Annotated in this window: 26 protein-coding genes; 14 read left to right on the top strand and 12 right to left on the bottom strand. The window is 72.0% G+C overall.

Going from position 1 to position 26,671, the window contains the following annotated elements:
- On the bottom strand, positions 1 to 263 hold a 263-nt coding region (gene sdhC / locus VLI41_RS16410), incomplete at its 3' end, for a succinate dehydrogenase, cytochrome b556 subunit (protein WP_325269164.1).
- A 181-nt stretch (positions 264 to 444) separates the two neighbouring features.
- On the opposite strand from sdhC, the gene VLI41_RS16405 reads away from it, so the two are divergent.
- The 3 genes from VLI41_RS16405 (at position 445) to VLI41_RS16395 (ending at position 3,339) form a co-directional block, all read left to right on the top strand.
- Positions 445 to 1,326 carry a LysR substrate-binding domain-containing protein gene (locus tag VLI41_RS16405; RefSeq protein ID WP_325269163.1) on the top strand — a complete coding sequence of 294 codons (882 nt, stop codon included), beginning with the start codon at positions 445 to 447 and terminating at the stop codon, positions 1,324 to 1,326.
- A gap of 170 nt (positions 1,327 to 1,496) precedes the next feature.
- Positions 1,497 to 2,042 carry a hypothetical protein gene (locus tag VLI41_RS16400; protein ID WP_325269162.1) on the top strand — a complete coding sequence of 182 codons (546 nt, stop codon included), beginning with the start codon at positions 1,497 to 1,499 and terminating at the stop codon, positions 2,040 to 2,042.
- A 79-nt stretch (positions 2,043 to 2,121) separates the two neighbouring features.
- Positions 2,122 to 3,339, top strand: coding sequence for a type II secretion system protein GspD (locus VLI41_RS16395; protein ID WP_325269161.1), 1,218 nt, complete (start codon positions 2,122 to 2,124; stop codon positions 3,337 to 3,339).
- A 5-nt stretch (positions 3,340 to 3,344) separates the two neighbouring features.
- Here the strand turns inward: VLI41_RS16395 and zapE are convergent, their stop codons facing one another.
- Complete coding sequence (gene zapE, locus VLI41_RS16390) at positions 3,345 to 4,466, bottom strand: cell division protein ZapE (RefSeq protein WP_325269160.1); 1,122 nt, start codon at positions 4,464 to 4,466, stop codon at positions 3,345 to 3,347.
- Between the two features lie 89 nt (positions 4,467 to 4,555).
- On the opposite strand from zapE, the gene VLI41_RS16385 reads away from it, so the two are divergent.
- The gene (locus VLI41_RS16385; RefSeq protein ID WP_325269159.1) at positions 4,556 to 5,104 is read left to right on the top strand and encodes a hypothetical protein; all 549 of its coding nucleotides are present in this window, start codon (positions 4,556 to 4,558) and stop codon (positions 5,102 to 5,104) included.
- A 41-nt stretch (positions 5,105 to 5,145) separates the two neighbouring features.
- Here the strand turns inward: VLI41_RS16385 and VLI41_RS16380 are convergent, their stop codons facing one another.
- Entirely contained in the window at positions 5,146 to 6,642 is a 1,497-nt protein-coding gene (locus tag VLI41_RS16380) for a CoA-acylating methylmalonate-semialdehyde dehydrogenase (RefSeq protein WP_325269158.1), read from the bottom strand.
- 37 nt (positions 6,643 to 6,679) lie between these two features.
- Here VLI41_RS16380 and VLI41_RS16375 point away from each other — a divergent pair, with 37 nt between their 5' ends.
- The 9 genes from VLI41_RS16375 to trxA all read left to right on the top strand — a co-directional run bounded on the left by VLI41_RS16375 (position 6,680) and on the right by trxA (position 17,321).
- Positions 6,680 to 6,928, top strand: a complete 249-nt coding sequence (locus VLI41_RS16375; RefSeq protein ID WP_325269157.1) for a hypothetical protein — start codon at positions 6,680 to 6,682, stop codon at positions 6,926 to 6,928.
- 38 nt (positions 6,929 to 6,966) lie between these two features.
- Positions 6,967 to 7,263, top strand: a complete 297-nt coding sequence (locus VLI41_RS16370) for a hypothetical protein (RefSeq protein WP_325269156.1) — start codon at positions 6,967 to 6,969, stop codon at positions 7,261 to 7,263.
- A complete protein-coding gene (locus VLI41_RS16365) occupies positions 7,260 to 8,132 on the top strand; it encodes a 1-acyl-sn-glycerol-3-phosphate acyltransferase (protein ID WP_325269155.1) in 873 nt (290 codons plus the stop codon). The genes VLI41_RS16370 and VLI41_RS16365 overlap by 4 nt, the downstream gene beginning before the upstream one ends.
- Complete coding sequence (gene tsaE, locus VLI41_RS16360) at positions 8,129 to 8,584, top strand: tRNA (adenosine(37)-N6)-threonylcarbamoyltransferase complex ATPase subunit type 1 TsaE (protein WP_325269154.1); 456 nt, start codon at positions 8,129 to 8,131, stop codon at positions 8,582 to 8,584. The genes VLI41_RS16365 and tsaE overlap by 4 nt, the downstream gene beginning before the upstream one ends.
- Entirely contained in the window at positions 8,556 to 9,659 is a 1,104-nt protein-coding gene (gene amgK, locus VLI41_RS16355; RefSeq protein ID WP_414692578.1) for an N-acetylmuramate/N-acetylglucosamine kinase AmgK, read from the top strand. Before tsaE ends, amgK begins: the two co-directional genes overlap by 29 nt.
- 20 nt (positions 9,660 to 9,679) lie before the next feature.
- Positions 9,680 to 10,381 carry a nucleotidyltransferase family protein gene (locus VLI41_RS16350; protein WP_325269153.1) on the top strand — a complete coding sequence of 234 codons (702 nt, stop codon included), beginning with the start codon at positions 9,680 to 9,682 and terminating at the stop codon, positions 10,379 to 10,381.
- Entirely contained in the window at positions 10,378 to 13,389 is a 3,012-nt protein-coding gene (addB, locus tag VLI41_RS16345; RefSeq protein WP_325269152.1) for a double-strand break repair protein AddB, read from the top strand. The genes VLI41_RS16350 and addB overlap by 4 nt, the downstream gene beginning before the upstream one ends.
- On the top strand, positions 13,386 to 16,904 hold the full coding sequence (gene addA, locus VLI41_RS16340) for a double-strand break repair helicase AddA (protein ID WP_325269151.1): 3,519 nt from the start codon (positions 13,386 to 13,388) through the stop codon (positions 16,902 to 16,904). The genes addB and addA overlap by 4 nt, the downstream gene beginning before the upstream one ends.
- Before the next feature lie 87 nt (positions 16,905 to 16,991).
- Positions 16,992 to 17,321, top strand: coding sequence for a thioredoxin TrxA (gene trxA / locus VLI41_RS16335; protein ID WP_325269150.1), 330 nt, complete (start codon positions 16,992 to 16,994; stop codon positions 17,319 to 17,321).
- 111 nt (positions 17,322 to 17,432) lie between these two features.
- Here trxA and VLI41_RS16330 read toward each other — a convergent pair whose 3' ends face one another.
- From VLI41_RS16330 to VLI41_RS16310, 5 genes are read right to left on the bottom strand one after another with little or no spacing between them, the layout of a single operon-like run.
- Positions 17,433 to 18,749 carry a folylpolyglutamate synthase/dihydrofolate synthase family protein gene (locus VLI41_RS16330; protein WP_325269149.1) on the bottom strand — a complete coding sequence of 439 codons (1,317 nt, stop codon included), beginning with the start codon at positions 18,747 to 18,749 and terminating at the stop codon, positions 17,433 to 17,435.
- 13 nt (positions 18,750 to 18,762) lie between these two features.
- Positions 18,763 to 19,689: an acetyl-CoA carboxylase, carboxyltransferase subunit beta gene (gene accD, locus VLI41_RS16325; RefSeq protein ID WP_325269148.1), complete on the bottom strand. Its 927-nt coding sequence runs from the start codon at positions 19,687 to 19,689 to the stop codon at positions 18,763 to 18,765.
- The gene (trpA, locus tag VLI41_RS16320) at positions 19,676 to 20,524 is read right to left on the bottom strand and encodes a tryptophan synthase subunit alpha (protein ID WP_325269147.1); all 849 of its coding nucleotides are present in this window, start codon (positions 20,522 to 20,524) and stop codon (positions 19,676 to 19,678) included. The genes accD and trpA overlap by 14 nt, the downstream gene beginning before the upstream one ends.
- The gene (gene trpB, locus VLI41_RS16315) at positions 20,521 to 21,738 is read right to left on the bottom strand and encodes a tryptophan synthase subunit beta (protein WP_325269146.1); all 1,218 of its coding nucleotides are present in this window, start codon (positions 21,736 to 21,738) and stop codon (positions 20,521 to 20,523) included. The genes trpA and trpB overlap by 4 nt, the downstream gene beginning before the upstream one ends.
- 16 nt (positions 21,739 to 21,754) lie before the next feature.
- The gene (locus tag VLI41_RS16310; protein WP_325269145.1) at positions 21,755 to 22,396 is read right to left on the bottom strand and encodes a phosphoribosylanthranilate isomerase; all 642 of its coding nucleotides are present in this window, start codon (positions 22,394 to 22,396) and stop codon (positions 21,755 to 21,757) included.
- Between the two features lie 102 nt (positions 22,397 to 22,498).
- On the opposite strand from VLI41_RS16310, the gene VLI41_RS16305 reads away from it, so the two are divergent.
- Complete coding sequence (locus VLI41_RS16305; RefSeq protein WP_325269144.1) at positions 22,499 to 23,059, top strand: hemerythrin domain-containing protein; 561 nt, start codon at positions 22,499 to 22,501, stop codon at positions 23,057 to 23,059.
- Positions 23,060 to 23,205: 146 nt separating this feature from the next.
- Here VLI41_RS16305 and mscL read toward each other — a convergent pair whose 3' ends face one another.
- The 4 genes from mscL to cmk form a co-directional block, all read right to left on the bottom strand.
- Positions 23,206 to 23,640 (bottom strand): large-conductance mechanosensitive channel protein MscL, encoded by a 435-nt coding sequence (mscL, locus tag VLI41_RS16300; protein ID WP_414692579.1) that lies wholly within the window; start codon positions 23,638 to 23,640, stop codon positions 23,206 to 23,208.
- Between the two features lie 55 nt (positions 23,641 to 23,695).
- On the bottom strand, positions 23,696 to 23,983 hold the full coding sequence (locus VLI41_RS16295; RefSeq protein ID WP_297691829.1) for an integration host factor subunit beta: 288 nt from the start codon (positions 23,981 to 23,983) through the stop codon (positions 23,696 to 23,698).
- Between the two features lie 192 nt (positions 23,984 to 24,175).
- Entirely contained in the window at positions 24,176 to 25,882 is a 1,707-nt protein-coding gene (rpsA, locus tag VLI41_RS16290; RefSeq protein ID WP_325269143.1) for a 30S ribosomal protein S1, read from the bottom strand.
- A gap of 121 nt (positions 25,883 to 26,003) precedes the next feature.
- Entirely contained in the window at positions 26,004 to 26,654 is a 651-nt protein-coding gene (cmk, locus tag VLI41_RS16285) for a (d)CMP kinase (protein ID WP_325269142.1), read from the bottom strand.
- Between the last annotated feature and the right edge of the window lie 17 nt (positions 26,655 to 26,671).

Here is a 26,671-nt window from a genome sequence, read left to right as displayed (position 1 = left end):
GCCAGGTGATAGAAGAAGCTCACCGTCAGCCCGAACATCACGACCAGGCCGATGGGGGAGCCCATGAGGCCCTTGAAGGCCGCATAGGGCTGCGGGCCCGCCGCCAGCGAGACCGCCCAGGCCGCGGCGATCAGCGCGCCGACGTAGAGCGCCACCCCGGTCACCCGGTGCGCGATCGAGGCGAACATGGTCACGTGCCAGCGCCAGACCGTCGTGAATGGCGACAGCGGCGGCTCGCGGGGCCCTGTGGCGGCGTCGCTCATCTCGCTCGGACTCCCTCGCGTATCTCTCGTGTCGGGGCTTTTAAGCGCCAGCCCCGGGGTGTCAACGAAGCTGCGGAGTCGAACCGGCCAGCCTTCGCCAACGCCGAAACCTGCCGCGGTTTCCCACTCTGCGGCAATGCGTCTTTCCTGTAGGCTTCCTTCGCCAAGGACGAAGGATGGCATGCGCTACGACCTGACCGACCTGAGGCTGTTCTGCGAGATCGTGGAGGCCGGTTCGATCACCGGCGGGGCCGAGCGCTCGGCCCTGGCGCTCGCCGCGGCCTCCACCCGCATCCGCCGCATGGAGGAGGCGCTCGGCGCGGCGCTCCTCACCCGCTCGCGCCAGGGGGTCGCGCCGACCGAGGCCGGCCGCACGCTTCTGAAGCATGCCCGGACCATCCTGGCCCAGAGCGCGCGGCTGAAGGAGGACCTCGGCGCGTTCGCCGGCGGCCTCTCCGGGGAGGTGCGGCTGCTGGCCAACACCAACGCCCTGACCGAATTCCTGCCCGAGGCGCTGTCCTCCTTCCTGGCCGGCCACCCGCAGGTCAGCGTCGACCTCGAGGAGCGGCTCTCCGACGAGATCGTCGGGCTGGTGGCCGAGGGCGCGGCCGACATCGGCATCGTCGCCGGCACGGTCGACGTGGGGGCGCTCGCCACCTACCCGTTCCGCTCCGACCGGTTCGTGGTGGTGACCGCCGCGGACCATCCGCTGGCGACGCGCGGCCGGGTCGGATTCGCCGAGGTGCTGGACGGCGAGTTCGTGGGCCTCGAGCGGTCGAGTTCGCTGCAGCGGTTCCTGGCCGCCCGCGCGGCGCGCGAGGGCCGGCCGCTGCGGCTGCGGGTGCAGCTCCGTTCGTTCGATGCGGTCTGCCGGCTCGTGGAATGCGGCGTGGGCGTCGGGGTGGTGCCCGAGACCACCGCCCGCCGCGCGGTGCGCACCATGAACCTGGGGGTCGTCGAGCTCGCCGACGACTGGGCCGTGCGCGAGCTGAAGATCGTGGTCCGCGCCGAGGCGGAGCTGCGCCCCTATGCGCGCCAGCTGGTGGACAGCCTGAGGGCCTAGGCGCCGCCTTCGCCATGGGGGGGCGCCGCCCGCCTCCGCACGGAAGTCGGCGGGGGGTCGGCGCAAGATTGGCCTTCGGTCGGGAAGAAATCGGAGCCGTCCGGGCGGCCCCTGTCGGACACTTGCGCCAGAGCCCGGGAACGGCCCGGGCATCGGTTTGGGAGGCTGTCATGGGTATTTCGATGAAGGGTTCGGTCGTGGGCCTGGCGGCGCTCGGCGCCCTGGCGCTCGCGGCGCCCGCATGGGCGGGCTGCGGGGATACGGCCAAGCTCGCGCCGGCGGTCTGGAGCGGTTCGGCGGACCCCGGGGCCGGGCTGATCCGCGCCAACGTGGGGGCGTCCTCGATCGTCGGGCTGTGGAGCGTGCAGTTCCTGGCCGGCGGCGCCATGATCGATTTCGGCTACGCCGCGTGGCACAGCGACGGCACCGAGATCATGAACAGCGGCGGCCGGGCGCCCTCGACCGAGAACTTCTGCCTCGGCGTCTGGGCCCAGACCGGGCCGTTCAGCTATCGGCTGAACCACTTCGCGCTCAGCTACGATCCGACGAGCGGAACCCTGAACGGCCGGGTCAACATCAAGGAGGACGTGGTCCTGGATGCGAAGGGCGCCTCGTTCGAGGGGCCGTTCACGATCGACGTCTACGATCCGACCGGCGCCACCCTGCTGCAGCACGTCGGGGGCCGCATCGTCGGCCGGCGCGTCACCGTCAACTGAGATCGGGGCACGGTCGGCGGCGGGCATGCGCGCCCGCCGCCGCCGGTCGATGCGCGTGCGGTTCAGGACGTTCACAGCGATGACGCTCGCGGGTCTTGCGGCGTCGTTCCAGGCCCCGGCCGCCGGCGCCCAGGCGCCGCCGCTCTGGGCGACGGCGCCGATCCCGTCCGGGCGTCCAGCCCCGGGCTCGGCCGCCGCCATGCCGGTCGAGCCGCATGCCGGGCTCGTCGCGGGGCCGGGCGAAGTCTTCGAGGTGGTGCCGCTCCGATACGCCGACGTCAGCGAGGTGGTGGGCCTGCTCACCGGCGACCGCCTGATCCGGCCGAACGACAACTTCACGCCGCAGGAGCCCGGCTTCGGCTCCTCGGGATTCCAGGGCTACTACGGCGGCGCCGGCGGCGTCGCGCCCCCGAACCTCTCGGCGGCGATGGAGCAGCAGGGCGCCTCGTCCGAGCCGCTTGGCCGCGCCGTCGACGCGAGCGTGGGCGTCGATCGGCGGCTCAATGCGGTCATCCTGAAAGGTCCGCCCGCCCTGGTCGCCGGGCTCAAGGCGCAGATCGCCAAGCTCGACGTGCCGGTGGTCAGCGTGGTTCTCGAGACCGAGTTCGTCGAGCTCACCGAATCCGGCGCCCGCAACCTCGGCCTCGACTTCAACAACGCCAACGGCCAGATCGCCACCGCCGCCTACGCCCTGTCGCGCGGCGACTTCCCGGGCCTGCCCAACACCTCGCGCAGCGGCGGCGGCATCGTCAACCTGCAGGCGGCCCTCTACGCCCAGATCGACAAGGGCGAGGGTCGCATCATCTCCAAGCCCCGGATCGCCGCGCAGAGCGGGTCGGCCGCCAAGATCGTCACCGGCGACGCCCTGCCGATTCTGACCTCCATCGCGCTCTCCGGCGTCAATGCGGTCCAGCAGCAGGTGCAGTACGTCAACGTCGGCGTCACCCTGCAGATCGCTCCCAGGGTCAGCGACGACGGCTTCGTCACCTCGCACGTGTTCGCCGTGGTCTCCAGCGTGACCGGCTTCTCGCAGGGCTATCCGACCATCAGCCAGCGCGAGGCCTCCACATCGGCGACGGTTCGGGACGGCGATTCCTTCGTGATCGGCGGTCTCACGCAGGAGAGCGATCTGGCGCACCGGATCAAGCTGCCCGGCCTGGGGGACGTCCCCGCGCTCGGCCGCCTGTTCGACACCGAGCACAAGATGCGCGCCAAGACCGAGCTCTACATCGTGGTGACGCCTCACGTGGTGCGCGGCGACGAGCCGACGCCCGCCCCCGCGACTCCTCCGAAGTAGCCGCCCTACTCCCGCTCCTCCAGCCACTCGGCCGAGCGCATCTCCTCCAGGCGCGAGGCGGTGCGCTCGAACTCGAAGGCGCCGCCGCCGGCCGGATAGAGCTGCGCAGGCTGGGCCTCGGCCAGCACGACCAGCCGGGCGTGCGCTTCGTAGAGCGCATCGATGAGGATCACCAGCCGGCGGGCCTCCTCCCGCCGGTTGGCGGTGAGCTTCGGCACGTCTTCCAGGAACACCGTGTGGAAGGTCTCGGCGATCGCCAGGTAGTCATTGGGGCCGAGCGCCACCGAGCACAGGCTGGCGAAGCTCGCCCGCAGCATCCCGCCGGCGGCGTGCGGCAGGGTGATCTTGCGGCCCAGCACCTCCACGGTCGCGCCGGTCTCCTCCGCGCGGCCCAGCATGTCGCGCCAGAGGGTGTCGAAGCTGCGCTCGTTGTCCGGGTCGAGCGGCGAAAACCAGGCGCCGGCGGCCCTGAGCCGGTCGAGGCGGTAGTCATGGCGTCCGCCCACCTCCACCACCTCCACGTTCGCCTTCAGGAGCTCGATGAAGGGCAGGAAGAGCTGACGGTTGAGGCCGTTCTTGTAGAGCTCGTCGGGAGGCCGGTTGGAGGTTGCGACCAGGGTCACGCCGCCCGCGAAGAGGGCCTCGAACAGCCGGCCGAGGATCATCGCATCGGCGATGTCGGTGACCTGGAACTCGTCGAAGCAGAGCAGCCTCGCCCCCGCCGCGACGACGCCGGCCACCGGCGGGATGGGATCGTCGCCCTTCGAGCGGCCGAAGCGCGCCCTGCGCTCCGCGGCCGAGCCCTTGCGCCAGGTCTCGATCAGCCGGTGGACCTCGCCCATGAACATATGGAAATGGGTTCGCCGCCTGGGCTCGGCGGTCGCGGTCTCGAAGAACAGGTCCATCAGCATGGACTTTCCCCGGCCCACCGGCCCGAACAGGTAGATGCCGCGCGGGGGCGTCTCGGGTCTCCTGAACAGCCGCTTCAGGGCGTTGGGCGGCGGAGCCGCCGCAAGCTCGCCCTCCAGCCGCACGAGCGCGCGCAGCGCCTCGCCCTGCGCGGGATCGGGCCGGATGTCGCCTGCGGCCAGGCGCTCGTCATAGGCGGCTTGAAGCGCGGACGGCATCGCGCTTCCGCCTAGCGGCGCCGTGGCCGTTCGGCAAGGAACGGGGCGACGCTCAGGGGGTTGAGGCCTCAGGCAAGAGGAGAGGTCCCATGGCCGAAGACGACCGCACCTTTCGCACCTCAACCCCCGCCGCCAACCGCGCCGAACGGCAAGGCTTGGGCGTCGGCCAGAAGGAGATGAACGCCCAACGGGCTCCGAATCGCGACCAGCACGCGACCGACCCGCAGCGCCTGGAGCCGTTCGATCAGAGCCTCGAGCCGACGCCAGGCGACGATCGTGGCGGAGAGGTCACCGACCACGGCGCGGCGGGCCCGAGCCAGGGCCCCGGCGACGGCGCCCAGTCCCGCGGAGTCCCGTCGCGCGAGCGGCGCGACTTTGCCGGCGAGCCCGGGGTCGATGACCGGAATGCGGCGGGCCTGGACGAGGCCGGCGACCTCGGCGCCAGCACGCCCGCGGGTGTCGACATCCACGATGTGGGTCAGGACGACAATCCCGAGCAGGACTGGGGCGAGGACGGCGACGAGGCCATGACTCGCTCCGCAAACCACAGCCGCCGCGGCGTCAAGACCGAGGCAGAGCGCGGCCAGGGCAAGCGCACGCGCCAGCTCAACAAGGACATCGTCAGCCGGCGGACCTAGCTGGCATCCCGGAACGCCGCGCGAGCGGCTCGACGGGTGAGCTACTGCATCGTCGGGATGACGAAGGCGCTGTCGTCCTGGGCGCCTTCGGGCCAGCGGGCGGTCACCGTCTTGGTCTTGGTGTAGAACCGGACCCCTTCCATGCCGTGCTGGTTGATGTCGCCGAACGCCGAGCGCTTCCAGCCGCCGAACGTGTGATAGGCGACCGGCACCGGGATCGGCACGTTGATGCCGACCATGCCGACGTTGACCCGGCTCGCGAACTCGCGCGCGGCGCGGCCGTTGCGGGTGAAGATGGCCACGCCGTTGCCGTACTGGTGCCCCGAGGGCAGTGCGATCGCCTCTTCCAGGGTCTCGGCGCGGACGATCTGCAGGACCGGCCCGAAGATCTCCTCCTGGTAGGTGCGCATCGAGGGCTTCACGCCGTCGAACAGCGACGGGCCGATGAAGAAGCCGTTCTCGTAGCCCTGCAGCTTGAAGCCGCGGCCATCGGCGACGAGCTCGGCGCCCTCGTCGACGCCGATCTGGATGTAGTCCTCGATCCGCGTCTTGTGCGCGGCGGTGACGACCGGGCCGTACTGGGCGGCCGGATCGGTGGAGAGCCCGACCTTCAGCGTCTCGATCTCGGCCAGCACCCGCTCGCGGATCTCCTCGGCCGCCTTGCGGCCGACAGGGACCACCACCGGCAGCGCCATGCAGCGCTCGCCCGCCGAGCCGTAGGCCGCGCCGACGATGTCCTTGGTGGCCTGCTCGAAGTCGGCGTCGGGCAGCAGGATGCCGTGGTTTTTCGCCCCGCCCATGGCCTGCACACGTTTCCCGGTCGCGGTCCCGTGCGCATAGACGTAGGCCGCGATGTCGGAAGAGCCGACGAAGCTCACGGCCTTGATGTCGGGGTGGTTCAGGATGGCGTCGACGGCGGTCTTGTCGCCCTGCACCACGTTCAGAACGCCCTTCGGCGCGCCCGCCTCCAGCATCAGCTCGGCCAGCCGCACCGGCACCGAGGGATCCTTCTCCGAAGGCTTCAGGATGAAGCTGTTGCCGACCGCGATGGCGATGCCGAACATCCACATCGGGATCATCGCCGGGAAGTTGAACGGCGTGATGCCGGCCACCACGCCCAGCGGCTGGCGCATGGAATAGACGTCGATGCCCGGCCCTGCGCCTTCGGTGTACTCGCCCTTCATGGCGTGCGGGACGCCGCAGGCGAACTCGATCACGTCGAGGCCGCGCTGCACGTCGCCGCGCGCGTCGGCGATGACCTTGCCGTGCTCGGAGGAGAGCAGCTCCGCGAGCTCCTCCAGCCGGGCCTCCACGAGGCGTTTGAACTCGAACATGACTCGCGCGCGGCGTTGCGGGTTCACCAGCGCCCAGGTCTGCTGGGCCCGAAGCGCCGAGGCGACCGCGCTGTCGACCTCGGACGGGCTCGCCAGGGCCACCTTCGCCTGCACCGCGCCGGTGTTGGGGTTGAACACCTCGCCATAGCGGCCGCTGGTCCCGGCGACAGAGGCGCCGTCGATGAAATGGGTGATGTCGCGCATGGGCCGCGTTTTAGGCCCGCCGCGCGGCGGCCGCTAGATGGGCCGCGCCGGATGCCCGCTTGCGCTCGCGCCAGGCGCAGATCATTTTGTCGGCATGGCCCTGATCGACAAGACGCACGAGCCGAAAGGCGCGCCCAAGAAAACCACTGCCGTGAAGCTCCAAAGGTCGAAGTCCAACGGTCGGTTCATCATGCTGAAGACCGTGTCTGGCGACAGCCCCAGCCTGAGCGACGACCTGCGGTACGTCTTCACGAGCAACGTGCGCTCGGTCCGCCGCAAGAAGTAGCGCCGGCGCTTTTGGGGGTCGCAAATCCGCGCCTGTGGGTGTTCGCCGGGCCCAATGGATCGGGCAAGAGCACCTTCTATCGAAACGCCGCGTTCCTGCAGGGCGCCGATCCTTTCTTCGTGGCGCTCCGGACGCCCGAGCTTCACCTCGCACGTCGGCTCCGTTCGTTCGCCAATCTCACGCACGTGTTTCCCAAAGCCTATTTCGCGCAGGTGTGGGACAATTCCGGAACCGAGCCCGAGCTGCTGTTCGAGAAACATGGCGGCACGACCGAGATGTTCGATGCGCAGGCCATTCCGGAGGTGACGGCGGCGGTCAAGGCGGCAAGCCCATGACGGCGCTCCCACACCCCCAGGCCCTGTCCCGCCCCGGCCGCCATGAGCACATCGTCGACACGCTGATCCTGGAGCGAGCGCCGAAGCTGTCGGCGACGCCGCTCTGGCCGCTCCTGCGGCCGCTGCTCTACCGGATCCTGGACTATGGCAAGGCCCGCCGCATGGCCGACGCGATCGCGCCCTTGGCTGGCCGCGCGGCCCTGGCGCACATCTCCCGGATGCTGAACCTGGATGTGACCACCACGGGCCTGGAGCGCGTCCCGCGCAGCGGCCGCCTGATCGTGGTCTGCAACCACCCGAGCGGCATCGCCGACGGCGTCGCGGTCTACGATGCGCTGAAGGCCATCCGCCCCGACCTCTGCTTCTACGCCAACTCCGACGCGCACCGCGTCGCGCCGCGGCTCACCGAGGTGCTGATCCCGGTGGAGTGGGTGGAGGCCAAGCGGACGCGCGAGCGCACGCGTCTGACCCTGCAGCTCACCAAGCAGGCGCTGGAAGCCGAGCGTTGCCTGATCATCTTCCCCTCCGGCCGGCTCGCCCGCCGCGGCGCCGATGGAAAGCTCTCCGACCCGCCCTGGGCCCCCACCGCCGTCTCGCTGGCCCGGCGGCACGAAACCCCGATCGTTCCGATCCACGTGGCGGGACCCTGGTCGGGCCTGTTCCATTTCTTCGATCGCTTCTCGCCGGAGCTGCGCGACGTCACCCTGTTCCACGAGCTGCTCAACAAGGAGGGCGGCGCGTTCCGGCTCACGGTTGGCCGCGCCATCCCGCCCGAGGCGCTCGCGGGCGAGGCCGCCGAGATCGTCGAACGGCTGAAGACCCACGTCGAGCACGCCCTGGCGAAGCATCCAGACGACCGCTTCGCATGAGGCTCGCCGACGAGGCCGCCACGGCGCGGCTCGGCGCGGCGCTCGCCGGCCTGCTCGAACCCGGGGAGGCGCTCTGCCTCTCGGGCCCGCTCGGCGCCGGCAAGTCGACCCTGGCGCGCGCGCTGATCCGGGCGCTCACCACCCCCGACGAGGACGCGCCCTCGCCCAGCTTCACCCTGGTGCAGTTCTATGAAGGCCCGCGACTGCGTGTCGCCCACTTCGACCTCTATCGGCTCTCGAACCCGGACGAGGCCTATGAGATCGGTCTGGACGAGGCGCTGGACGAGGGGGCCGCGATCATCGAGTGGCCGGAGCGGCTGGCCGGGCGGCTGCCGCCCGACCGACTCGATGTAGAGATCGCCTTCGACGGCGCGGGCCGCCGCGCGCGGCTGACGCCGCATGGCGCCTGGGAAGGACGCAAGCTTGAGTTTGGCTCCCGCTCTGGATCGTGAAACCGAGAAGGCCGGGTTCCTTCGCACCCATGGCTTCGGCGCCGCGGTTCGCCAGCCGCTGAGCGGCGACGCCTCGACCCGCGCCTACGAGCGGCTCCGCATGCCCTCCGGCGCCAGCCTGATCTTCATGGACCAGCCGCCGGCGCTGGAGAGCGCGCCCTGCCCGCCGGACGCCACGCCGGCCGAGCGCGCGCAGGCCGGCTACAACGCCCTCGCCCGGCTCGCCGCCGGCCGCGTGGACGCCTTCGTCGCCACCGCCGGCTGGCTGCGCGGGCAGGGCCTCTCCGCGCCCGCGGTTCTGGCCGCCGACGCCTCGCGCGGGCTCGCAGTGCTCGAGGACCTGGGCGACGACCTGTTCGCGCGGCTGATCGAGGCCGGCCAGCCGGAGGCGCCGCTCTATGAAGCCGCCGTCGCGGCGCTGGCGCGGATGCATGCGGCGGCCCCGCCGCCCGTGCTGGCCTACGACGGCGCGACCTGGCCCCTGCTCACCTATGACGAGACGGCTCTGGCCACCGCCGACCGGCTGTTCGTCGAGTGGCTGCCAAAGCTGAATCCCAGACTCGATTTCGGACCGGACGCGGTGGCCGAATGGGAGGCGATCTGGGGCCCGATCCGCGCCCGCGGGGCCGCCGGCGCGAGCGTCTTCTGCCACCGTGACTACCACGCCGAGAACCTGATCTGGCTGCCCGATCGGCAAGGCGCTTCCCGCGTCGGCCTGCTCGACTTCCAGGATGCGCTGCAGGCGCATCCGGTCTGGGATCTCTCGATGCTGCTGCACGACGCGCGCCGCGACGTCTCGGCCGAGCTGGAGGCGCATGCGCTCGACCGTTATTTCCGGCTGCGCCCGGAGGCCGACCGTGCGCAGATGTTGGCCGACTACCACGCGCTGGGGGCGCTCAACATCGTGCGCATCATCGGCATCTTCGCGCGTCTGGTGACCCGCGACGGCAAGCCCCGCTATGCCGCCCTCCTGCCGCGCCTTTGGGCTTACCTCGACCGCTGCCTGGCCGACCCCGAGCTCGCGGGGCTGAAGGCCTGGCTCGAGCGCCACGTCACTGCCGAGGCGCGCGCGTGACGCCCGGCCCAAAGACCGCGATGGTTCTGGCCGCGGGGCTCGGCACCCGCATGCGGCCGCTCACCGACCACAAGCCCAAGGCGCTGGTCGAGGTCGCCGGCAAGACGCTGATCGACCATGTGCTGGACCGGCTGCGCGACGCCGGCGTCCAGCGCGCCGTGGTCAACGTCCACCACTACGCCGAGCAGATGGAGGCGCATCTCGCCAGGCGGCGCGACCTGGAGGTGCGGATCTCCGACGAGCGCGAGCGGCTGCTGGATTCCGGCGGCGGCATCCAGCACGCCCGACCGCTGCTGGGCGAGGCGCCGATCTGGGTCGCCAATATCGACTCCCTGTGGCTGGAGGGCGCCACGCCGGCGCTGGAGAGCGTCAAGCGCGCCTGGACGCCGGAGGTCATGGACCTCCTGCTGATGGTGGTGCGCCGCGGGCACGGCATCGGCTTCGAGGGGCCGCAGGGCTTCTTTATGGACGAAGCCGGCCGGCTCACCCACTCCACCTCGCCCGACGTGGTCACGCCGTTCGCCAATGTCGGCGTCGGAATCCTGAAGCCCGAGGTCCTCGATTCCGAGCCCAGGCGCGGGCCGTTCCCGATCCAGCCGGTCTGGCGGCGGCTGCAGGACGAGGGGCGCCTGCATGGCGCGGCCATGGAGGCCTTCTGGATGCACGTCGGCGATCCCGCCGCGCGCGACGCCGCCGAGGCGAGGCTCAAGGAGCTCACGTGACCCGCCCGGGCTTCCTCGATGGGCCCGCACCGCGCTGGTTCACGATTCCCGCGCATCGGCCGTTCGTGAACGACCTCGCCCGCGGTCTCGTCGACGCGCTCGCGCCCGTCGGCCCCGAGGCGCTGTCGCAGGCGAGCGTCCTGGTGCCCACCCGACGCGGCGCCCGCGCCCTGGCCGCGGCCTTCGTGGCCGCCGCCGACAGCGGCGCAATCCTGCCGCCGCAGATGCGGCCGCTGGGCGACCTCGACGAGGGCGAGCCGCCGTTCGAGCCGGGGGACATCGCCCTCGACCTGCCCGCCGCCATCGACCCGCTGGCGCGCCGCTTCGAGCTGACGCGGCTGGTCACGGCCGAGGCCTGGCGGCTGGACCGCGAACTCACCGCGGCCGGCGCCCTGGAGCTCGCCGACGCCCTGGGCGGCCTCATCGATTCCGCTCAGATCGAGGAGATCGAGCTCGCCGGCCGCCTGGAGAGCCTGGTCGCCGCCGACCTCGCCGAGCACTGGCAGGTCTCCCGCCGGTTCCTGGACGCCGCCATCGCCGCCTGGCCCCGCCGGCTCGCGGAGCTGGGCGTCGTGGACGTCAGCGAGCGCCGCGTGGCGCTGCTGCGCCGGCTGGCCGAGCGCTGGGCCGAGGCGCCGCCCGAGGGCGTGCTGGTCGCCGCCGGCTCGACCGGCACCGCGCCGGCCACCCGCGCCCTGCTCGCCGCCATCGCCGCTGCGCCGCAGGGCTGCGTGGTCCTGCCCGGCCTCGACCAGGGCCTCGACGAGGCCGCCTGGGCCGAGGTGGGCGAGCAGCATCCGCAGGGCGCGCTCAAGCGCCTGCTGCAGGCGGCTGGGGTCGAGCGCCGGCGCGTCGCCGAGTGGCCGGCCTCGTTCGATCTCGACGCCGCGCGCGGAGCCCGCCAGCGGATCGTCAACGAGGCGCTGCGTCCCGCCGACCGCACCTCGGACTGGCTGCAGGTGATCGAGGCGCTGAAGGCGCGGACCGAGGGCGTCGCCGCCGGCCTCGGGGGGCTCAGCCTCATCGCGGCGCGCACCGAGGAAGAGGCCGCCACGGCCGCCGCCCTGCTGCTGCGCGAGGCGCTGGAGACGCCGGACAAGACCGCGGCCCTGGTCTGCCCCGACCAGGCGCTCGCGCGCCGGGTGAGCGCCAAGCTCTCCCGCTGGGGCGTGGTTCCCGACAGCTCGGCCGGCGAGAGCCTGGCCGGCTGCCGCACCGGCGTGCTGGCGAGCCTGCTCGCACGGTTGGCGGTCGATCCGCTCGATCCGGTCGCCCTGCTGGGCGTCCTGAAGCACCCCGACGCGCGCCTCGGGCTGCGGCCCGACCGCCTGGCCAGGGCCGCCGAGCAGCTCGAGCGGCGAGGCCTGCGCGGCGCGCGGCCACGGGATTGGGCGCAGCTCGCCGCGCGACTGGCCGCGAAGGGCGGGGCGGAGGCCGCGCTCGACCTCGCCCGGCGGCTGCAGGCCATCGTCGAGGCGCTCGCCGCAAGCGGCCCTGCCGATGCGCCCGCCGCCGCAGCCCGCCGCCTCGCCGCCGCCATGGAGGCGGTCGCCGCCGATGCGGCCGGCGACACGGGCGAGCTGTGGGCCGGTCCCGGCGGAGAGGCCATGGCGCGACTGCTGGCGGCGCTGATCGCCGATCAGGGCCTGCCGCCGGCGACGCCGCGCGGCTTCGCCGAGCTGTTCGCCGGGCTGATGGAGGGCGAGAGCGTCCGGTCCGGCGGGGCCACCCACCCGAGGCTCCGCATCCTGGGCGCGATCGAGGCGCGGCTGGTGCGGGCCGACCGGCTGATCGTGGCCGGCCTGGAGGAGGGCGTCTGGCCGCGGCCCGCGCCGCTCGATCCGTTCCTGTCGCGTCCCATGCGCCGCGAGCTCGGCCTGCCCTCGCCGGAGCGGCGGATCGGGCTCTCGGCCCATGACTTCGCCCAGGCGGCCTGCGCCCCCGAGGTGATCCTCGTCCACACCGAGCGGCGCGAGGGCGCGCCGTCGGTAAAGTCGCGCTGGCTGTGGCGGCTCGAGACCCTGGCCCGCGGCGCGGGCGTCGAGATCCCCGGCCGCCCCGATCTCCTGGCGCTGGCCCGCGCGCTGGACGCCGGCGGCCGGCCCGAGCCCGCGGGCCGGCCTTCGCCCCGGCCGCGGCTGGAGGATCGGCCCAAGGGCCTGTTCGTGACCCGCGTGGAGGCCCTGACCCGCGATCCCTACCAGGTCTGGGCGCGCGACATCCTGGGCCTGCGCGCGCTCGACCGGCCCGACCAGGCGCTCGACGCCCGCGCCCGCGGCACGGCGATCCACCGCGCCTTCGAGGCCTTCTCCACGCGCTGGCCCGCCGCGCTTCCGCCGGACGCCGCAGCCCAGTTTGAAGCCCTCTACCTCTCCGCGCTGCGCGAGGAAGGCCTGGCCGACGAGGCCCTGGCGCGCGAGGCGGCGCTGGCCCGCGAAGCCGCGCGCTGGGTCGCCGAGATGGAGGCTCGGCGGCGCGCCGACGGCCGGGCGATCCATGTGGAGCGGGAGGGCTGCACGACCCTGACCGTCGCGGGCCAGCCCTTCGTCCTCTCGGCCAAGGCCGACCGCATCGAGATCGGCCCCGACGGCCTCGGCCACATCCTCGACTACAAGACCGGCCATGCGCCCTCGAGGAAGATGGTCGAGTTCGGCTTCTCGCCGCAGCTGACGCTCACGGCGGCCATCCTGGCCCGCGGCGGCTTCCAGGGCCTGCCGGCCGCCGAGCCCGGCGAGCTCACCTATCTCGAGGTCACCGGGCGGCGACCCGCCGGCCGCGAGGAGGTCCGCGCCGCGCCCGGCGCCGATGGCAAGAAGGTGCTGGAGAGCCGCGCCGCGGTCGAGGAAGCGCTGGCCGGCCTGGAGCGGCTGGTCACCCACTACGCCTGCGAGGGCCACGGCTACACCTCGCGCACGGCCCCGCAGTTCGTGCGCACCTACATCTCCGACTACGACCACCTGGCCCGGGTCTTCGAGTGGTCCACCAGCGGCGAAGGCGGCGAGGAATGAGCCTCGCCGAAGCCGCCGCATCGCGCGCCGACCACCGCGACCCGCAGAGCCGGGCGGCCGACCCGTCGCTCTCGGTGTTCGTCACCGCCAACGCCGGGTCCGGAAAGACCAAGACCCTGATCGACCGGGTGACGCGGCTGCTGCTGGCCGGAGCCGAGCCCGCCGCCATCCTGTGCGTCACCTACACCAAGGCCGCCGCCGCCGAGATGCAGCGCCGGCTGTTCGAACAGCTGGGCGAGTGGTCGGTGATGGCCGGCGCGGAGCTGGCCGGGCGGCTCACGGACCTGCTCGGCGGCTTGGTCGATCCCGACGACGCCGTGCGGCTGTCGCAGGCCCGCGCGCTCTTCGCCCGCGCCCTGGAGACGCCGGGCGGGCTGAAGATCCAGACCATCCACGCCTTCTGCGAGAAGCTGCTCCGGCGCTTCCCGCTGGAGGCCGGGGTCTCGCCGGGCTTCCGGGTGATGGACGACGCGGCGAGCGCCGCCATGGCCGAGGCCGCCAAGCGTGGCGTCGCCCGCCTCGCCTTGTCGGGCCAAGCCGGGGTCGCGGAAGCCTATGGTCGGATGTCCGTGGCGCTCGACTTCCAGAGCTTCCAGGCGATGTTCGCCACGTTCGAGGCCAGGCGGGGGGCGCTCAGCCAGTTCTTCGCGCGCGAGGGTGGGCTGGACGGCGCCGTCTTCTGGGTCTGGAAAGCCTGCGGCCTCGCGCCGGGCTCCGCGCCGCAGGACCTGGCGGCGGGAGCGATGGCGGCGCTCGACCCGGAGCTCTGGCGCGAGGCGGCCGCGGTCCTCGCGCAGGGCGGCAAGCAGGACCAGGCCCGCGCCGCCACGATGGCCGAGGTCGCCGCCGCGCCGGCGGAGAGCTTCGAGGCGGCGCTTAGCCTGCTGTTCACCGGGCAGGGCGAGGGCGAGCCCGCCAAGTGGGTCGAGAGCACCGGCGGGCTGAAGCCGCGCGAAGACCTCCGGGGCCTGCTGATCGCCGAGCAGGCGAGGCTGGCGATCGCCCGCGAGGAGGTCCGCGCCGCCCGCGTGGCGGAGGAGACCTGCGATGCGCTGCGCCTGGCCGGCGCCTACCTGGAGGCCTACCGGATCGAAAAGGCCTACGCCGGCGCGCTCGACTTCACGGACCTGATCGACAGGGCCTGCCATCTTCTGCGCGACGGCGCAGCCGCCGCCTGGGTGCTGTACAAGCTGGACGGCGGCATCGACCACATCCTGCTCGACGAGGCGCAGGACACCGCGCCCGACCAGTGGAAGATCGTCGACGCCCTGACCGAGGAGTTCTTCTCCGGCGCCGACAGCGATCGGGACCGGGCGCTGGAGCGCAACCTGTTCGTGGTCGGCGACGTGAAGCAGTCGATCTATTCCTTCCAGGGCGCCCAGGCCGACCTGCTCACGCGGCAACTGGAAGCCCATCGCCGGCGCGCCGCCGGCGCCGGGCGCGAGCTGCACCGGGTCGATCTCCTCACCTCCTGGCGCTCGACGCCGGAGGTGCTGGCCTTCGTGGATGCGGTGTTCGCGCCGCCCGAGCTCGCCGAGGCCATCCAGGGCGTCGCCGACGAGGTGCGCCACGAGGTGGCGCCCTACCGGGCCGAGCATCCCGGCTGCGTCGACGTCTGGCCCCTGGAGTCCGAGCCCGACACGCCCGAGCGCCGCGCCTGGGACGCGCCGCTGGACGTGACGCCGGAAGACAGCGCCACCCGCAAGCTCGCCCGGAAGATCGCCGGCGAGGTGCGCAACCTGATCGTCCGCGGCGACGCCGTCTACGACAAGGACCTGCTCCGCCCGGACGGCAAGCGCGGCGACTGGCGGCCGGCGCGGGCCGGCGACGTGCTGATCCTGGTGCGCCGCCGCCGCGCGCTCTTCGAGGAGATCCTGCGGGCGCTGAAGCAGGACGGCGTGCCGGTGGCCGGCGCCGACCGGCTGGCGCTCTCCGAGCACATCGTCTTCGACGACCTCCTGGGCCTCGCCCGCTTCGCGCTCTTTCCGCGCGACGAGCTGACCCTGGCCGCCCTGCTGCGCAGCCCCTTCTGCGACGTTTCCGACGAGAGCCTCTACGAGCTCGGCCGCCGGCGCGAGGGCGAGAACCTGTGGGACCGGCTGCAGCGCCGGGCCCCCGAACGGCCCGAGTGGGGCGGGGCCGCCGCCTTCCTGGCCCGGGTGATCGAGGAGGGGCGCGGCGCCCGCCCGTTCGAGTTCTACGGCCGCTTGCTGGGCGTCGCCGATGCGCAGGGCCGCTCCATGCGCAGGCGCCTGCTGCGGCGGCTGGGCGCGGAGGCGCAGGACGCGCTGGACGAGTTCCTGGCCCAGGTCCTGGCGGCGGAATCCCGCGGCGTCCGCGACCTGGAGCGCCTCGCCTTCGACTTCGCGGGCCTGTCGATCACCGTGAAGCGGGAGATGGAGGCCGCCCGCGACGAGGTGCGCGTGATGACCGCCCATGGCGCCAAGGGGCTGGAGGCGCCGATCGTGTTCCTGCCGGAGACCACGCTCAGCCAGACCCAGCGCGGCTCGCCGCTCATGGAGACCGAGGATGGCGGCTTCCTCTGGTGCGGGGCCGCGGCCCGCGACTGCGAGCCGTCGGCGGCGGCCCGGGCGCGCCGCGCCAAGCGCGAGGAGGACGAGGCCTACCGCCTGCTCTACGTGGCCCTGACCCGCGCCCGCGACCGGCTGGTGCTGTGCGGCCGCCTGCCCCGCCGCGCCGATCCCGCCAAGCTCAAGGGCTGGTGGGGCGCGGTCGCCGGAGCCATGGCGCACGAGAAGATCGCGCCCGGCGTGCGCACCGTCCGCTGCGGCGAGATGGAGGTCCGGCGCTACGGCGCGGACCCCCGCGCGCTCGGCCGCGCGGCCGCCGTCCCCGGCGAGGCGGCCCCGCCGCCGGAGTGGGCGGTGCGGCCCGCCCCCGCCGAGCCGTTCGCGCGCTTCGCCTCGCCGTCGGACCTCGGCGAGGGCGCGCGCGTTTCCGCGCCCTCGCCGCTGGCGCGTGAAGGCGGCCTCGGCCGCTTCCGGCGGGGCGAGCTGATCCACAGGCTGCTGCAGCTGCTGCCCGAGCTTCCGCCGCCCGACCGCGCCCGGGCGGCCGCGGCCCTGTTGGCCCGCGAGCCGGACCTCTCCGCGCCCCAGCGCGCGGAGATGACCCGCGCCGCCCTCTCCGTGCTCGAGGACGCGCGCTTCGCCGAGGTGTTCGGCGAGGGCTCCCGCGCCGAGGTCGGGATCGCCGGCTCGGCCAAGGCGCTGCCGCAGGGCCTGGAGGTCTCGGGCCGCATCGACCGGCTGGTGGTGCTGCCGGGCCGCGTGCTGGTCGTCGACTTCAAGACCAATCGGCCCTCGCCCGTCCGCATCGAAGACGCCGATCCGGCCTATCTCAGGCAGATCGCCATCTACTGGGCGGTGCTCGCCGAGGTGTTCCCGGGGCGCCGGATCGAGGCCGCCATCGTGTGGACCGACGGGCCCAGGCTGATGGCCGTGCCAGAAAACTTGATAGCTGCGACGCTTGCCGGACTCAGCGGCGCCGGTTGATACCAGCATTGCCGCCGCCTACATCGGCGGATCGGAAGACGGCGGCCGGCGTTCGGCGTCGGCCGTGCGGTTTAGGAGTCACGGGTCATGAGCAGCGTCAAGGTCACCGACGAGTCGTTCGAGAGCGACGTCCTGCAGGCCGAGAAGCCTGTTCTGGTCGATTTCTGGGCCGAATGGTGCGGACCCTGCAAGCAGATCGCCCCGGCCCTGGAGCAGATCGCCGACGAGTTCGCGGGCAAGGTGACCGTGGCCAAGCTGAACATCGAGGAAAGCCCCACCACGCCCTCGCGCTACGGCGTGCGCGGCATTCCCACCATGATGCTGTTCAAGGGCGGCCAGATGGCCTCCATGAAGGTGGGCGCGATGCCCAAGCAGAAGATCCTCGAGTGGCTCAATGAGGCCGGCGTGGCGAGCTGAGCGCTCCCGCTCATCCCCGGCCTTGTGCCGGGGACCCAAGCTGAGATTGGTTCAACGGAAAGCCCGCTTGGGTTCCCGCTTTCGCGGGAACGAGCGGGTGTTCGGTGGCCTTTAAGTCGGCCAGGTTTCCGGGGTCATGGCCAGCACCTCGCCGGCGAAGTGCAGGCCGCCGCAGACCAGCAGGTGAGGCGGCCGGCCATCGGCCGCCAGGGCGCGGCGGATGCCTGCCTCGATGCTCTCCGCCGTCTCCGCCTCCAGCCCGGCGGCTCTCGCGGCTGCGGCGATGTCGGCCGCAGGCGCCGCATTCGGCGACTCGAAGGTCGTCGCGAACACCTTCGGGTGCATCTCCGCGAACGGGCGGAAGAAGCCCTGGGCGTCCTTCCGCGCGAACATCCCGACCACCAGGACCAGCGGCCGGGGATCGCGGTCGACCAGCCGGGAGGCGGCCTCCGCCAGGGCGCGGCCGGCGTGCGGATTGTGGCCGCCGTCGAGCCACAGGTCCGCGCCGCCCAGCCTGGCGAGCTCCGCCAGCGGGCCCTTGGTCAGACGCTGGAAGCGCGCCGGCCAGCAGGCCGAGGCCACGCCGGCGGCGATCGCCTCCTCGCCGAGCCCATGATCCAGGGTGAGCGCAGCGGCCACCGCCAGGCCCGCGTTCTCGAACTGGTGGCCGCCGAAGAGGGCCGGGGCCGGCAGGTCGAGCAGCCGGTCCGGCATCTGCACCATCAGCCGCCCGCGCTCCTCCCAGACGTCGAAGTCGCGGCCCATCAGGAACAGCGGCGCCATGCGGTCGTCGGCCTCCCGCTCGATCACCTCCAGCGCCTCGTCCATCTGGCGCGCGACCACGGCGGGGCGGCCCCGCTTGATGATCCCGGCCTTTTCCCAGGCGATCTTCCAGAGCTCCGGCCCCAGCATCTCCAGGTGGTCGTAGTCGACCGGGGTGATCACGCTGACCGCGGGCGCCTCGAAGACGTTGGTGGCGTCGAAGCGGCCGCCCAGGCCCACCTCGACGATGCACAGGTCCGCCGGGGCCTCGGCGAAAGCCAGCAGCGCGATCACCGTGGTGATCTCGAAGAAGCTGATCGGCTGGCCGGCGTTGGCCGCCTCCACCCGATCGATCAGGCCGGCCAGGGCCTCGTCGCTGATCAGCTCGCCCGCCAGGCGGATGCGCTCGGCGAAGCGCACCAGGTGCGGCGAGGTGAGAGCGTGCACGCGAAGCCCCGCCGCCTCGCCGATGGCGCGCAGATAGGCGACGGTCGAGCCCTTGCCGTTGGTCCCGGCCACGTGGATGACCGGCGGCAGCTTCCGCTCCGGATGGCCGAGCGCCGCCAGGAGCCGCTCCACGCGGCCGGTGGTGAGGTCGATCAGGCTCGGATGGCTGGCGCGCAGCCGCTGGATCACCGCGTCCGACGCGCGGATCGGATCGTACATCGGCGGCTCTATATCAGGCGGCGTGCTGGCGGGCGCGCCCCATCGCAAGGGTCTGCAGGATCGAGCCCAGCACCTCGGGCAGCTCGGCGCGCGTGGCGATCCTGTCGATCATCCCACGCTCGACCAGGAATTCCGCCCGCTGGAAGCCTGGCGGCAGGGTCTCGCGGATGGTCTGCTCGATCACCCGCCGGCCGGTGAAGCCCACCAGGGCGTTCGGCTCGGCCAGGTGGATGTCGCCCAGCATGGCGTAGGAGGCGAGCACGCCGGCCGTGGTCGGATCGGTCAGCACCACGATGTAGGGCAGGCCCGCGGCCTTCACCTCGTTGAGCGCCAGGGTGGTGCGCGCCATCTGCATGAGCGACAGCGTGCCTTCCTGCATGCGGGCGCCGCCGGTCGCGGTGAACACCACCAGCGGCGCCTGGCGCCGCACGGCCTCCTGGGCCGCCTTCACGAAGGCCTCGCCCACCGCGGGGCTCAGCGAGCCGCCCATGAAGCCGAAGTCCTGCACCGCGACCACGGCCGGCTGTCCGCGGATGGTCCCAAAGGCGACGGTCATGGCGTCCGGCTCGCCGGTCGCCTTGCGGGCCGCCCTCAGCTGGTCGATGTAGGCCTTGTCGCCGACGAAATGCAGCGGGTCGTCGCGCGAAGCCGGCGAGGGGATGCGTTCGAACCGGCCCTCGTCGAGAGTGTAGCGCAGGCGCTGGGCCGCTCCGATCCGCATGTGGTAGCCCGAGGGCGTCACCCACAGCGCGGCTTCGAGGTCGGGCCGGTAGATCATCTCCCCGGTGTCGGGACACTTGACCCAGAGATTCTCCGGCGTCTCGCGCTTGGCGAAGGCCTTGCGGATGCCCGGCGCGATCCTGGAGAGCCAGCCCGAACGCTCACGCGGGGCGGCGGCGGGACGTGCGGATTTGTCGTTTTTCTGGTCAGCCATCGCCATGGGTCTTAGCCATCGTCTGGCCGGTGCGTGCGGAGCGGACAGCGTTAGCCAATGATTCGGCCTTGAGAAGAACCCGCCCAGTCACGTCTTCGTTCATCTCCAGCGCTTCCGCCGCTTCGTCAACGAGCGCGGAGCCGACCACGACCGCATCGGCGACGCGCGCGATCGCCGCGGCGCGTTCCGGGGTCCTGATGCCGAAGCCCACCGCCACCGGCAGGCCCGACGCCCGGCGCACCCGCTCGACCATCGGCGCGACCGCCGCAGCGTCGGCTTCCTTCACCCCGGTCACCCCCGCCACCGAGACGTAGTAGACGAACCCGGAGGTGCCCTTCACCACCACCTTCAGCCGCGCCGCGTCGCTGGTCGGCGTCGCGAGCCGGATCAGCGACACGTCGGCCGCATCCAGCGCGGCGGCGAGCTCGGCCGCCTCCTCCGGCGGGCAGTCGACCACGATCACGCCGTCGACGCCGGATGCGGCCGCATCGCGCGCGAAGGCTGCGATCCCGCGATGCAGGATCAGGTTCATGTAGCCCATCAGGATCAGGGGCGTGCCCTCGTCGCCGGCGCGGAACGCCTGGGCCAGCCGCAGCACGCCGGTGAGCGTCATCCCGGCCGCCAGCGCCCGCTGCGCCGCCCGCTGGATCGGCGGCCCCTCGGCCATGGGATCGGAGAACGGGAAGCCCAGCTCGATCAGGTCGGCGCCTGCGCCCGGCAGGCCCTGCAGGATGGCGAGCGCCGTCGCGGCGTCCGGGTCGCCCGCCATCACGTAGGGCACGAACCCGGCCCGGCCTTCCCGCTTCAGCTCCGCAAAGCGCGACTCGATCCGCGATCTCAAATCCGCCGCCCCAGCGCTGCAGCCACCGTGGCCACGTCCTTGTCGCCGCGCCCGGAGAGGTTCAGCACCACGATGCCGTCGGGACCCACTTCGCGGCAGATCTCCGGCAGTCGGGCCAGCGCGTGCGCGCTCTCCAGCGCCGGGATGATGCCCTCGAGCTCGGCGCAGAGCCGGAAGGCCTCCAGCGTCTCCGCATCCGTGGCGGTGAGGTAGGTCGCGCGGCCGACGTCGTGCAGCCAGGCGTGTTCGGGCCCGATGCCGGGATAGTCGAGCCCGGCGGAGATCGAGTGCGCCTCGGTGATCTGGCCCTCGGCGTCCTGCAGCAGGTAGGTCCTGTTGCCGTGCAGCACGCCTGGCCGGCCGCCGTTGATCGCCGCGGCGTGGCGCGCGTCCAGCCCCTCGCCCGCCGCCTCGACGCCGAACAGCTTCACCGTCTCGTCGTTGAGGAACGGATGGAACAGGCCGATGGCGTTGGAGCCGCCGCCGACGCAGGCCGCCACCGCATCGGGCAGGCGGCCCTCGGCCTCCAGGATCTGCGCGCGCGCCTCGCGGCCGATCACGCACTGGAAGTCGCGGACCATCTCCGGATAGGGGTGCGGCCCCGCCGCCGAGCCGATCAGGTAGTAGGTGTCGTGGACGTTGGTCACCCAGTCGCGGAGCGCCTCGTTCATGGCGTCCTTCAGGGTCGCCGAGCCGGAGCTGACCGGCCGCACCTCGGCGCCCAGCAGGTTCATCCGGAAGACGTTGGGCTTCTGCCGCTCGACGTCCACCTCGCCCATGTAGACGATGCACGGCAGGCCGAAGCGGGCGCAGACCGTGGCGGTCGCCACGCCGTGCTGGCCGGCGCCGGTCTCGGCGATGATGCGGGTCTTGCCCATCCGCATGGCGAGCAGGATCTGGCCCATGCAGTTGTTGATCTTGTGCGCGCCGGTGTGGTTCAGCTCCTCGCGCTTGAAGTAGATCCGCGCGCCGCCGATCTGGGCGCTCAGCCGCTCGGCGAAGTAGAGCGGCGAAGGCCGGCCCACATAGTGCTTGAGATAGCCGCCCAGCTCGGCCTGGAACGCCGGGTCGGATTTGGCCGCGCGGTAGGCCGCGTCCAGCTCGTGCACCAGCGGCATCAGCGTCTCGGGCACGAAGCGGCCGCCGTAGTCGCCGAAGCGGCCCTCGGCGTCCGGATAGGCCGTGTAATCGTTGGGGCGGGCGGGGAGGTTCACGGGATCGCTTGCGGCGTCAAGCCTTGCGGGCGGCGTCCAGGAACGCCGTGATCAAGGCGGGGTCCTTTAGTCCGGGACCGCGCTCCACGCCAGAGGAAACGTCCACCATCGGCGCGCCCGTCCGCTGCACGGCTTCGGCGAGGTTCCAGGGATTGAGCCCCCCGGCCAGGAACCAGGCCCGGCGGAATCTCCGTCCCACGAGCAGGGTCCAGTCGAACGGCCGCCCGGCGCCGCCCGGCAGGCTCGCGTCCTTCGCAGGCTTGGTGTCGAACATCAGGTGCTGCGCGACGAGCTCGTAGTCGGCGGCGGCCTCGAGATCGGCGGCGTCGGAGACCGGCAGGACCTTTATGGCTGCAGTGTTCGAGCGCGCGGCGATCTCGCGGACCCGGGCGGGGCTCTCCGAGCCGTGCAGCTGGATCAGGTCCGGCCGCAGCCCCTCGGCGATGCGGTCCACCTCGGCGTCGCTGGGATCGACGGTCACGGCGACGACCTTTGCGCGGCCCCGCACCGGCTCCGCCATCCGCTGGGCGGCCTCGAGACCCACATGGCGCGGGCTCGTTGCGAAGAAGTTGAAGCCCAGATAGGTCGCCCCGCCGTCGAGCGCGGCGCGCACGGCTTCGGGCGTGGTCACCCCGCAGATCTTGGCCAGCACCGCCATGGCGCCGATTAGGGCGTTCCGCGCCGCCGCCGCAAGGGCGCAGCGCCGGAACAGCCACGGCCGGCCGCCGGTTCTCCCGTGCGAATCCCAGGAGATCCCTCCATGCCCCACTCCCAGACCGGAAACGGCCTCGGCCGCATCGCCGCCGGCGCGGCCATCGGCCTCGTCGCAGGCCTCGCCATTCCCCAGGCCAAGAAGCTCGCAATGCAGGGGCCGAGCCTCGCCGCCGGCGACTGGATGGACGCCCTGATCGCCGAGCACCGCATGGTGGAGAAGCTGTTCGACCAGCTGTTCAAGACCGACGAAGGCGACATGCTGAAGCGTGAGGCGCTGCTCACCAAGATCGCCTACGCGCTCAACAAGCACGCGATCGAGGAGGAGAACGTCATCTATCCGGCGCTCTCCGAGCACGACTATGCCGACCAGTCGAAGCACCTCGCCGAGGAGCACCTGGAGGCCAAGACCTGCGTCTACGACCTGCGGCGTATCTCCTCGAAGGACCCCCGCTGGATCGGTCGGGCGCGCGACTTCTGGACGAAGCTCGAGGCCCACGTCCGCGAGGAGGAGGATGAGATCTTCCCGCGCTTCCGGGGGTCACTGTCGGCCGACGAGAACGCCACGCTCACCGCGATGATGAACTGGGAAGGCCTGAAGGTCGCGTAGGTCCTCCCCTCCTGGGGAGGGGCAGACCGCCGAAGGGCGGTCGGGGTGGGGAAGCGTGGATCAGGCTGCGAAGTGGGAGATTGAACCCTGGATCCCCCACCCTGGCCGCTTCGCGGCCTGTCCCTCCCCATCAAGGGAGGGACCTATCAATGCCGCGTCGAGGCGCGGCTCTCGGTCTCGGCTTTCAGGAGATCGCGGATCTCCATGAGCAGCGCCTCCTGTGGGCTGGGCGCAGCTTTTTCGGACTCCGGCTTGGCCGCCTCGCGCCGGCGGATGGTGTTGACGAGCTTGACCAGCAGGAACACCACCCAGGCCACGATCACGAACTTGATCATGGTGTTGAGGAAGGCGCCGTAGTGCACCGCCACCTCCTCGTTCACCTTCGTCGCCGGGTTATCGGGCTTCAGCACCCACTTCAGCTGGGCGAAGTCGATGCCGGAGGTCAGAAGGCCGATGGGCGGCATCACCACCTCGTCCACCAGCGACTTGACGATGTCGCCGAAGGCGGCCCCGAGGATCACGCCCACCGCCAGGTCGATGACGTTGCCGCGGGCGATGAACTCGCGGAATTCGCCGAGAATCGGGACCCGTTTCTCCGCGGCCCTCAAGGGGTCGGGCAGCTTGACGGCCAAGCGTCTACTCGTCCGTGGCGTTGAGCCGCTCGCGCAGCTCCTTGCCGCTCTTGAAGAAGGGCACGTGCTTGGCGCGCACCGCCACCGGCTCGCCGGTGCGGGGATTGCGCCCGGCGCGGGCCTCGCGCGAGCGCACCGAGAGCGCCCCGAAGCCGCGCAGCTCGACCCGCCCGCCCTGCTCGAGCGCCTGGATCATGCGCTCCAGCACCACGCTCACCACGCGCTCGATGTCGCGCTGGGTGAGGTGGGGATTTTCCTCGGCGAGTTTGGCGATCAGTTCGGACTTGATCATGCGGGCCCCTCGAACGGCGCGACCATGGGCGAACCGGCCTTTGTATTCAAGGCAGAATCCGGAATGACGCGGGGTACGGCGCAGCTCGTGCGATTTCGACACGCCACAACCCACACAGGCAGATGGCCCGGGCGCCCGCAATTCTCCGGGCAGAGGTCTCCCCTCCCCAGGGCTGGGGAGGGGAGAGGTCCGTTACTCCTTCTGCGCCTTCTCGCGCAGGGCCGCGCCGAGGATATCGCCCAGCGAGGCGCCGGAGTCCGAGGAGCCGAACTGCTCGATGGCCACCTTCTCCTCGGCCATCTCGAGCGCCTTGACCGACAGCGACACGCGGCGGGCCGCCTTGTCGACATTGCTGATCATGGCGTCGACGCGGTCGCCGACCGCGAAACGCTCCGGCCGCTGGTCGGCGCGATCGCGGCTGAGGTCCGACTTGCGGATGAAGGCGGTCATCGGCGCCTCGTCCTCGCCGAACTTCACCTCGATCCCGCCCGAGGTGATCTCGGTGACCGTGCAGGTGACGGTCTGGCCCTTGCGGTAGCTGTCGCCCTGCATGGGATCGCCCGCCAGCTGCTTGATGCCGAGCGAGATGCGTTCCTTCTCGACATCGACATCCAGCACCTTGGCCTTGACCATCTCGCCCTTCTGGTAGCGCGCGATGGCCTCCTCGCCGGGCGCTGTCCAGTCGAGGTCGGAGAGGTGCACCATGCCGTCGATGTCGTTGTCGAGGCCGATGAACAGGCCGAACTCGGTGGCGTTCTTGACCTCGCCTTCGACGGTCGAGCCGATCGGATGGGCCTCCAGGAAGGAGTCCCACGGATTCTGCATGGCCTGCTTCAGGCCCAGCGAGATGCGCCGCTTGGACGCGTCGACGTCGAGCACCACGACTTCGACCTCCTGAGAGGTGGAGACGATCTTGCCCGGGTGCACGTTCTTCTTGGTCCAGCTCATCTCGGAAACGTGGACCAGGCCCTCCACCCCGGGCTCCAGCTCCACGAAGGCGCCGTAGTCGGTGATGTTGGTGATGCGGCCCTTGAACTTGGCGCCCACCGGATACTTGGCCTCGACGCCGTCCCACGGGTCGGACTGCAGCTGCTTCATGCCCAGCGAGATGCGCTGGGTCTCGGGGTTGATCTTGACGATCTGCACCTTGACCGTATCGCCCACGGCGAGGACCTGGCTGGGGTGCGAGACGCGCTTCCAGCTCATGTCGGTGACGTGCAGCAGGCCGTCGATGCCGCCGAGGTCCACGAACGCGCCGTAGTCGGTGATGTTCTTGACCACGCCCTCGCGCACTTCGCCTTCCTGCAGCTGGCTGACCAGCTCGGTGCGCTGTTCGGCGCGGGCCTCCTCCAGGATCGCCCGGCGGGAGACCACGATGTTGCCGCGCGGGCGGTCCATCTTGAGGATGGCGAACGGCTGCTCGCGGCCCATCAGCGGGCCCACGTCGCGCACCGGGCGGATGTCCACCTGGCTGCCGGGCAGGAAGGCCGAGGCGCCGCCGAGGTCGACGGTGAAGCCGCCCTTCACGCGCCCGACGATCACGCCCATCACCGGCTCGTTCTTTTCATAGACCGCCTCGAGGCGCGTCCAGGCTTCCTCGCGGCGGGCCTTCTCGCGGCTGATCACCGCCTCGCCCAACGCGTTCTCCACCCGCTCCAGGAACACTTCGACCGTGTCGCCCGGCTTCAGGACGGCCTTGCCGTCCTCCCCGCCGAACTCCTTCAGGGGCACGCGGCCCTCGGTCTTGAGGCCCACGTCGATGATGGCGAAGTCCTTCTCGATGGCCACGACCTTGCCATGGACCACCTGGCCTTCCATGAGATCGCGCCCGCCGAGGGATTCGTCGAGCAGCGCGGCGAAGTCGTCGCGCGAGGGATTGAGGCTCAGGTCGTCAGCCATGCTTCGTTCTTCTTTCAAATGGCGATCGGCCCCGCTGCAGCCGCAGTCGGAGTCCCGCCGGGTTCAAGGTGTGTGATCTGCCCGCAGCCGTCTTTCAAAGGTGAGGCGCGGTTGGATTTGCTCAGCTGGCTTCCCAGCGGGCGCGCGCCGCCTCGACGATGCGGCGGGCCGCATCGGCGGCCTGCTCTATAGTCATTTCGGAGGTGTCGAGCAAGGTCGCGTCCCGCGCCGGACGCATGGGCGCGGCGCGGCGGCCGCCGTCGCGGGCGTCTCGGCGGCGGATGTCGGCGAGCACCTCGGCCAGGCTGGCGGCCTCGCCCGTGGCCGCCAGCTGCTTCCAGCGCCGCTCGGCGCGGATCTCGGGGCGGGCGGTGACGTAGAGCTTGGCCGGGGCGTCGGGGCAGATCACCGTGCCGATGTCGCGGCCGTCCAGCACCGAGCCGCCCTCCTGCCCGGCGAAGGTCTGCTGGAAGGCGAGCAGCGCGTCGCGGACGCGGGGGTGCACCGCCACGCGGCTGGCGAGCTCGCCGGCCTCGCGGGTGCGCAGCGCCGGGTCGGAAAGCTGGTCGAAGGTGATCGTCGCCGCGGCCGCCGCGCACGCGTCGGGGTTGTCGAGCGACTCGCCGGCCCGCTTGGTGAGGACGCCCGCCGCCCGGTAGAGCAGGCCGGTATCGAGCACCGGCAGGCCATAGGCCGCGCCCAGCCGCTGGGCGATGGTCCCCTTGCCCGAGGCCGCCGGACCGTCCACCGCGATGACGAACGCACCGGTCACGCCCTCTCCCCCTTCGC

It is taken from the genome of Phenylobacterium sp. (assembly GCF_035475775.1).
Taxonomy (GTDB): Bacteria; Pseudomonadota; Alphaproteobacteria; order Caulobacterales; family Caulobacteraceae; genus Phenylobacterium.
This window is presented reverse-complemented; position numbering and strand designations above follow the sequence as displayed.

Bases quoted from the DNA above. Each gene is read 5' to 3' on its own strand.
- VLI41_RS16405 (WP_325269163.1), top strand. From the start codon at position 445: ATGCGCTACGACCTGACCGACCTGAGGCTGTTCTGCGAGATCGTGGAG.
- VLI41_RS16385 (WP_325269159.1), top strand. From the start codon at position 4,556: ATGGCCGAAGACGACCGCACCTTTCGCACCTCAACCCCCGCCGCCAAC.
- VLI41_RS16380 (WP_325269158.1), bottom strand. From the start codon at position 6,642: ATGCGCGACATCACCCATTTCATCGACGGCGCCTCTGTCGCCGGGACC.
- VLI41_RS16295 (WP_297691829.1), bottom strand. From the start codon at position 23,983: ATGATCAAGTCCGAACTGATCGCCAAACTCGCCGAGGAAAATCCCCAC.
- VLI41_RS16400 (WP_325269162.1), top strand. From the start codon at position 1,497: ATGGGTATTTCGATGAAGGGTTCGGTCGTGGGCCTGGCGGCGCTCGGC.
- accD (WP_325269148.1), bottom strand. From the start codon at position 19,689: ATGGCGATGGCTGACCAGAAAAACGACAAATCCGCACGTCCCGCCGCC.
- rpsA (WP_325269143.1), bottom strand. From the start codon at position 25,882: ATGGCTGACGACCTGAGCCTCAATCCCTCGCGCGACGACTTCGCCGCG.
- VLI41_RS16305 (WP_325269144.1), top strand. From the start codon at position 22,499: ATGCCCCACTCCCAGACCGGAAACGGCCTCGGCCGCATCGCCGCCGGC.
- VLI41_RS16310 (WP_325269145.1), bottom strand. From the start codon at position 22,396: ATGGCGGTGCTGGCCAAGATCTGCGGGGTGACCACGCCCGAAGCCGTG.
- VLI41_RS16350 (WP_325269153.1), top strand. From the start codon at position 9,680: ATGGTTCTGGCCGCGGGGCTCGGCACCCGCATGCGGCCGCTCACCGAC.
- VLI41_RS16395 (WP_325269161.1), top strand. From the start codon at position 2,122: ATGACGCTCGCGGGTCTTGCGGCGTCGTTCCAGGCCCCGGCCGCCGGC.
- VLI41_RS16375 (WP_325269157.1), top strand. From the start codon at position 6,680: ATGGGCCGCGCCGGATGCCCGCTTGCGCTCGCGCCAGGCGCAGATCAT.
- zapE (WP_325269160.1), bottom strand. From the start codon at position 4,466: ATGCCGTCCGCGCTTCAAGCCGCCTATGACGAGCGCCTGGCCGCAGGC.
- tsaE (WP_325269154.1), top strand. From the start codon at position 8,129: ATGAGGCTCGCCGACGAGGCCGCCACGGCGCGGCTCGGCGCGGCGCTC.
- addA (WP_325269151.1), top strand. From the start codon at position 13,386: ATGAGCCTCGCCGAAGCCGCCGCATCGCGCGCCGACCACCGCGACCCG.
- VLI41_RS16365 (WP_325269155.1), top strand. From the start codon at position 7,260: ATGACGGCGCTCCCACACCCCCAGGCCCTGTCCCGCCCCGGCCGCCAT.
- VLI41_RS16330 (WP_325269149.1), bottom strand. From the start codon at position 18,749: ATGTACGATCCGATCCGCGCGTCGGACGCGGTGATCCAGCGGCTGCGC.
- trxA (WP_325269150.1), top strand. From the start codon at position 16,992: ATGAGCAGCGTCAAGGTCACCGACGAGTCGTTCGAGAGCGACGTCCTG.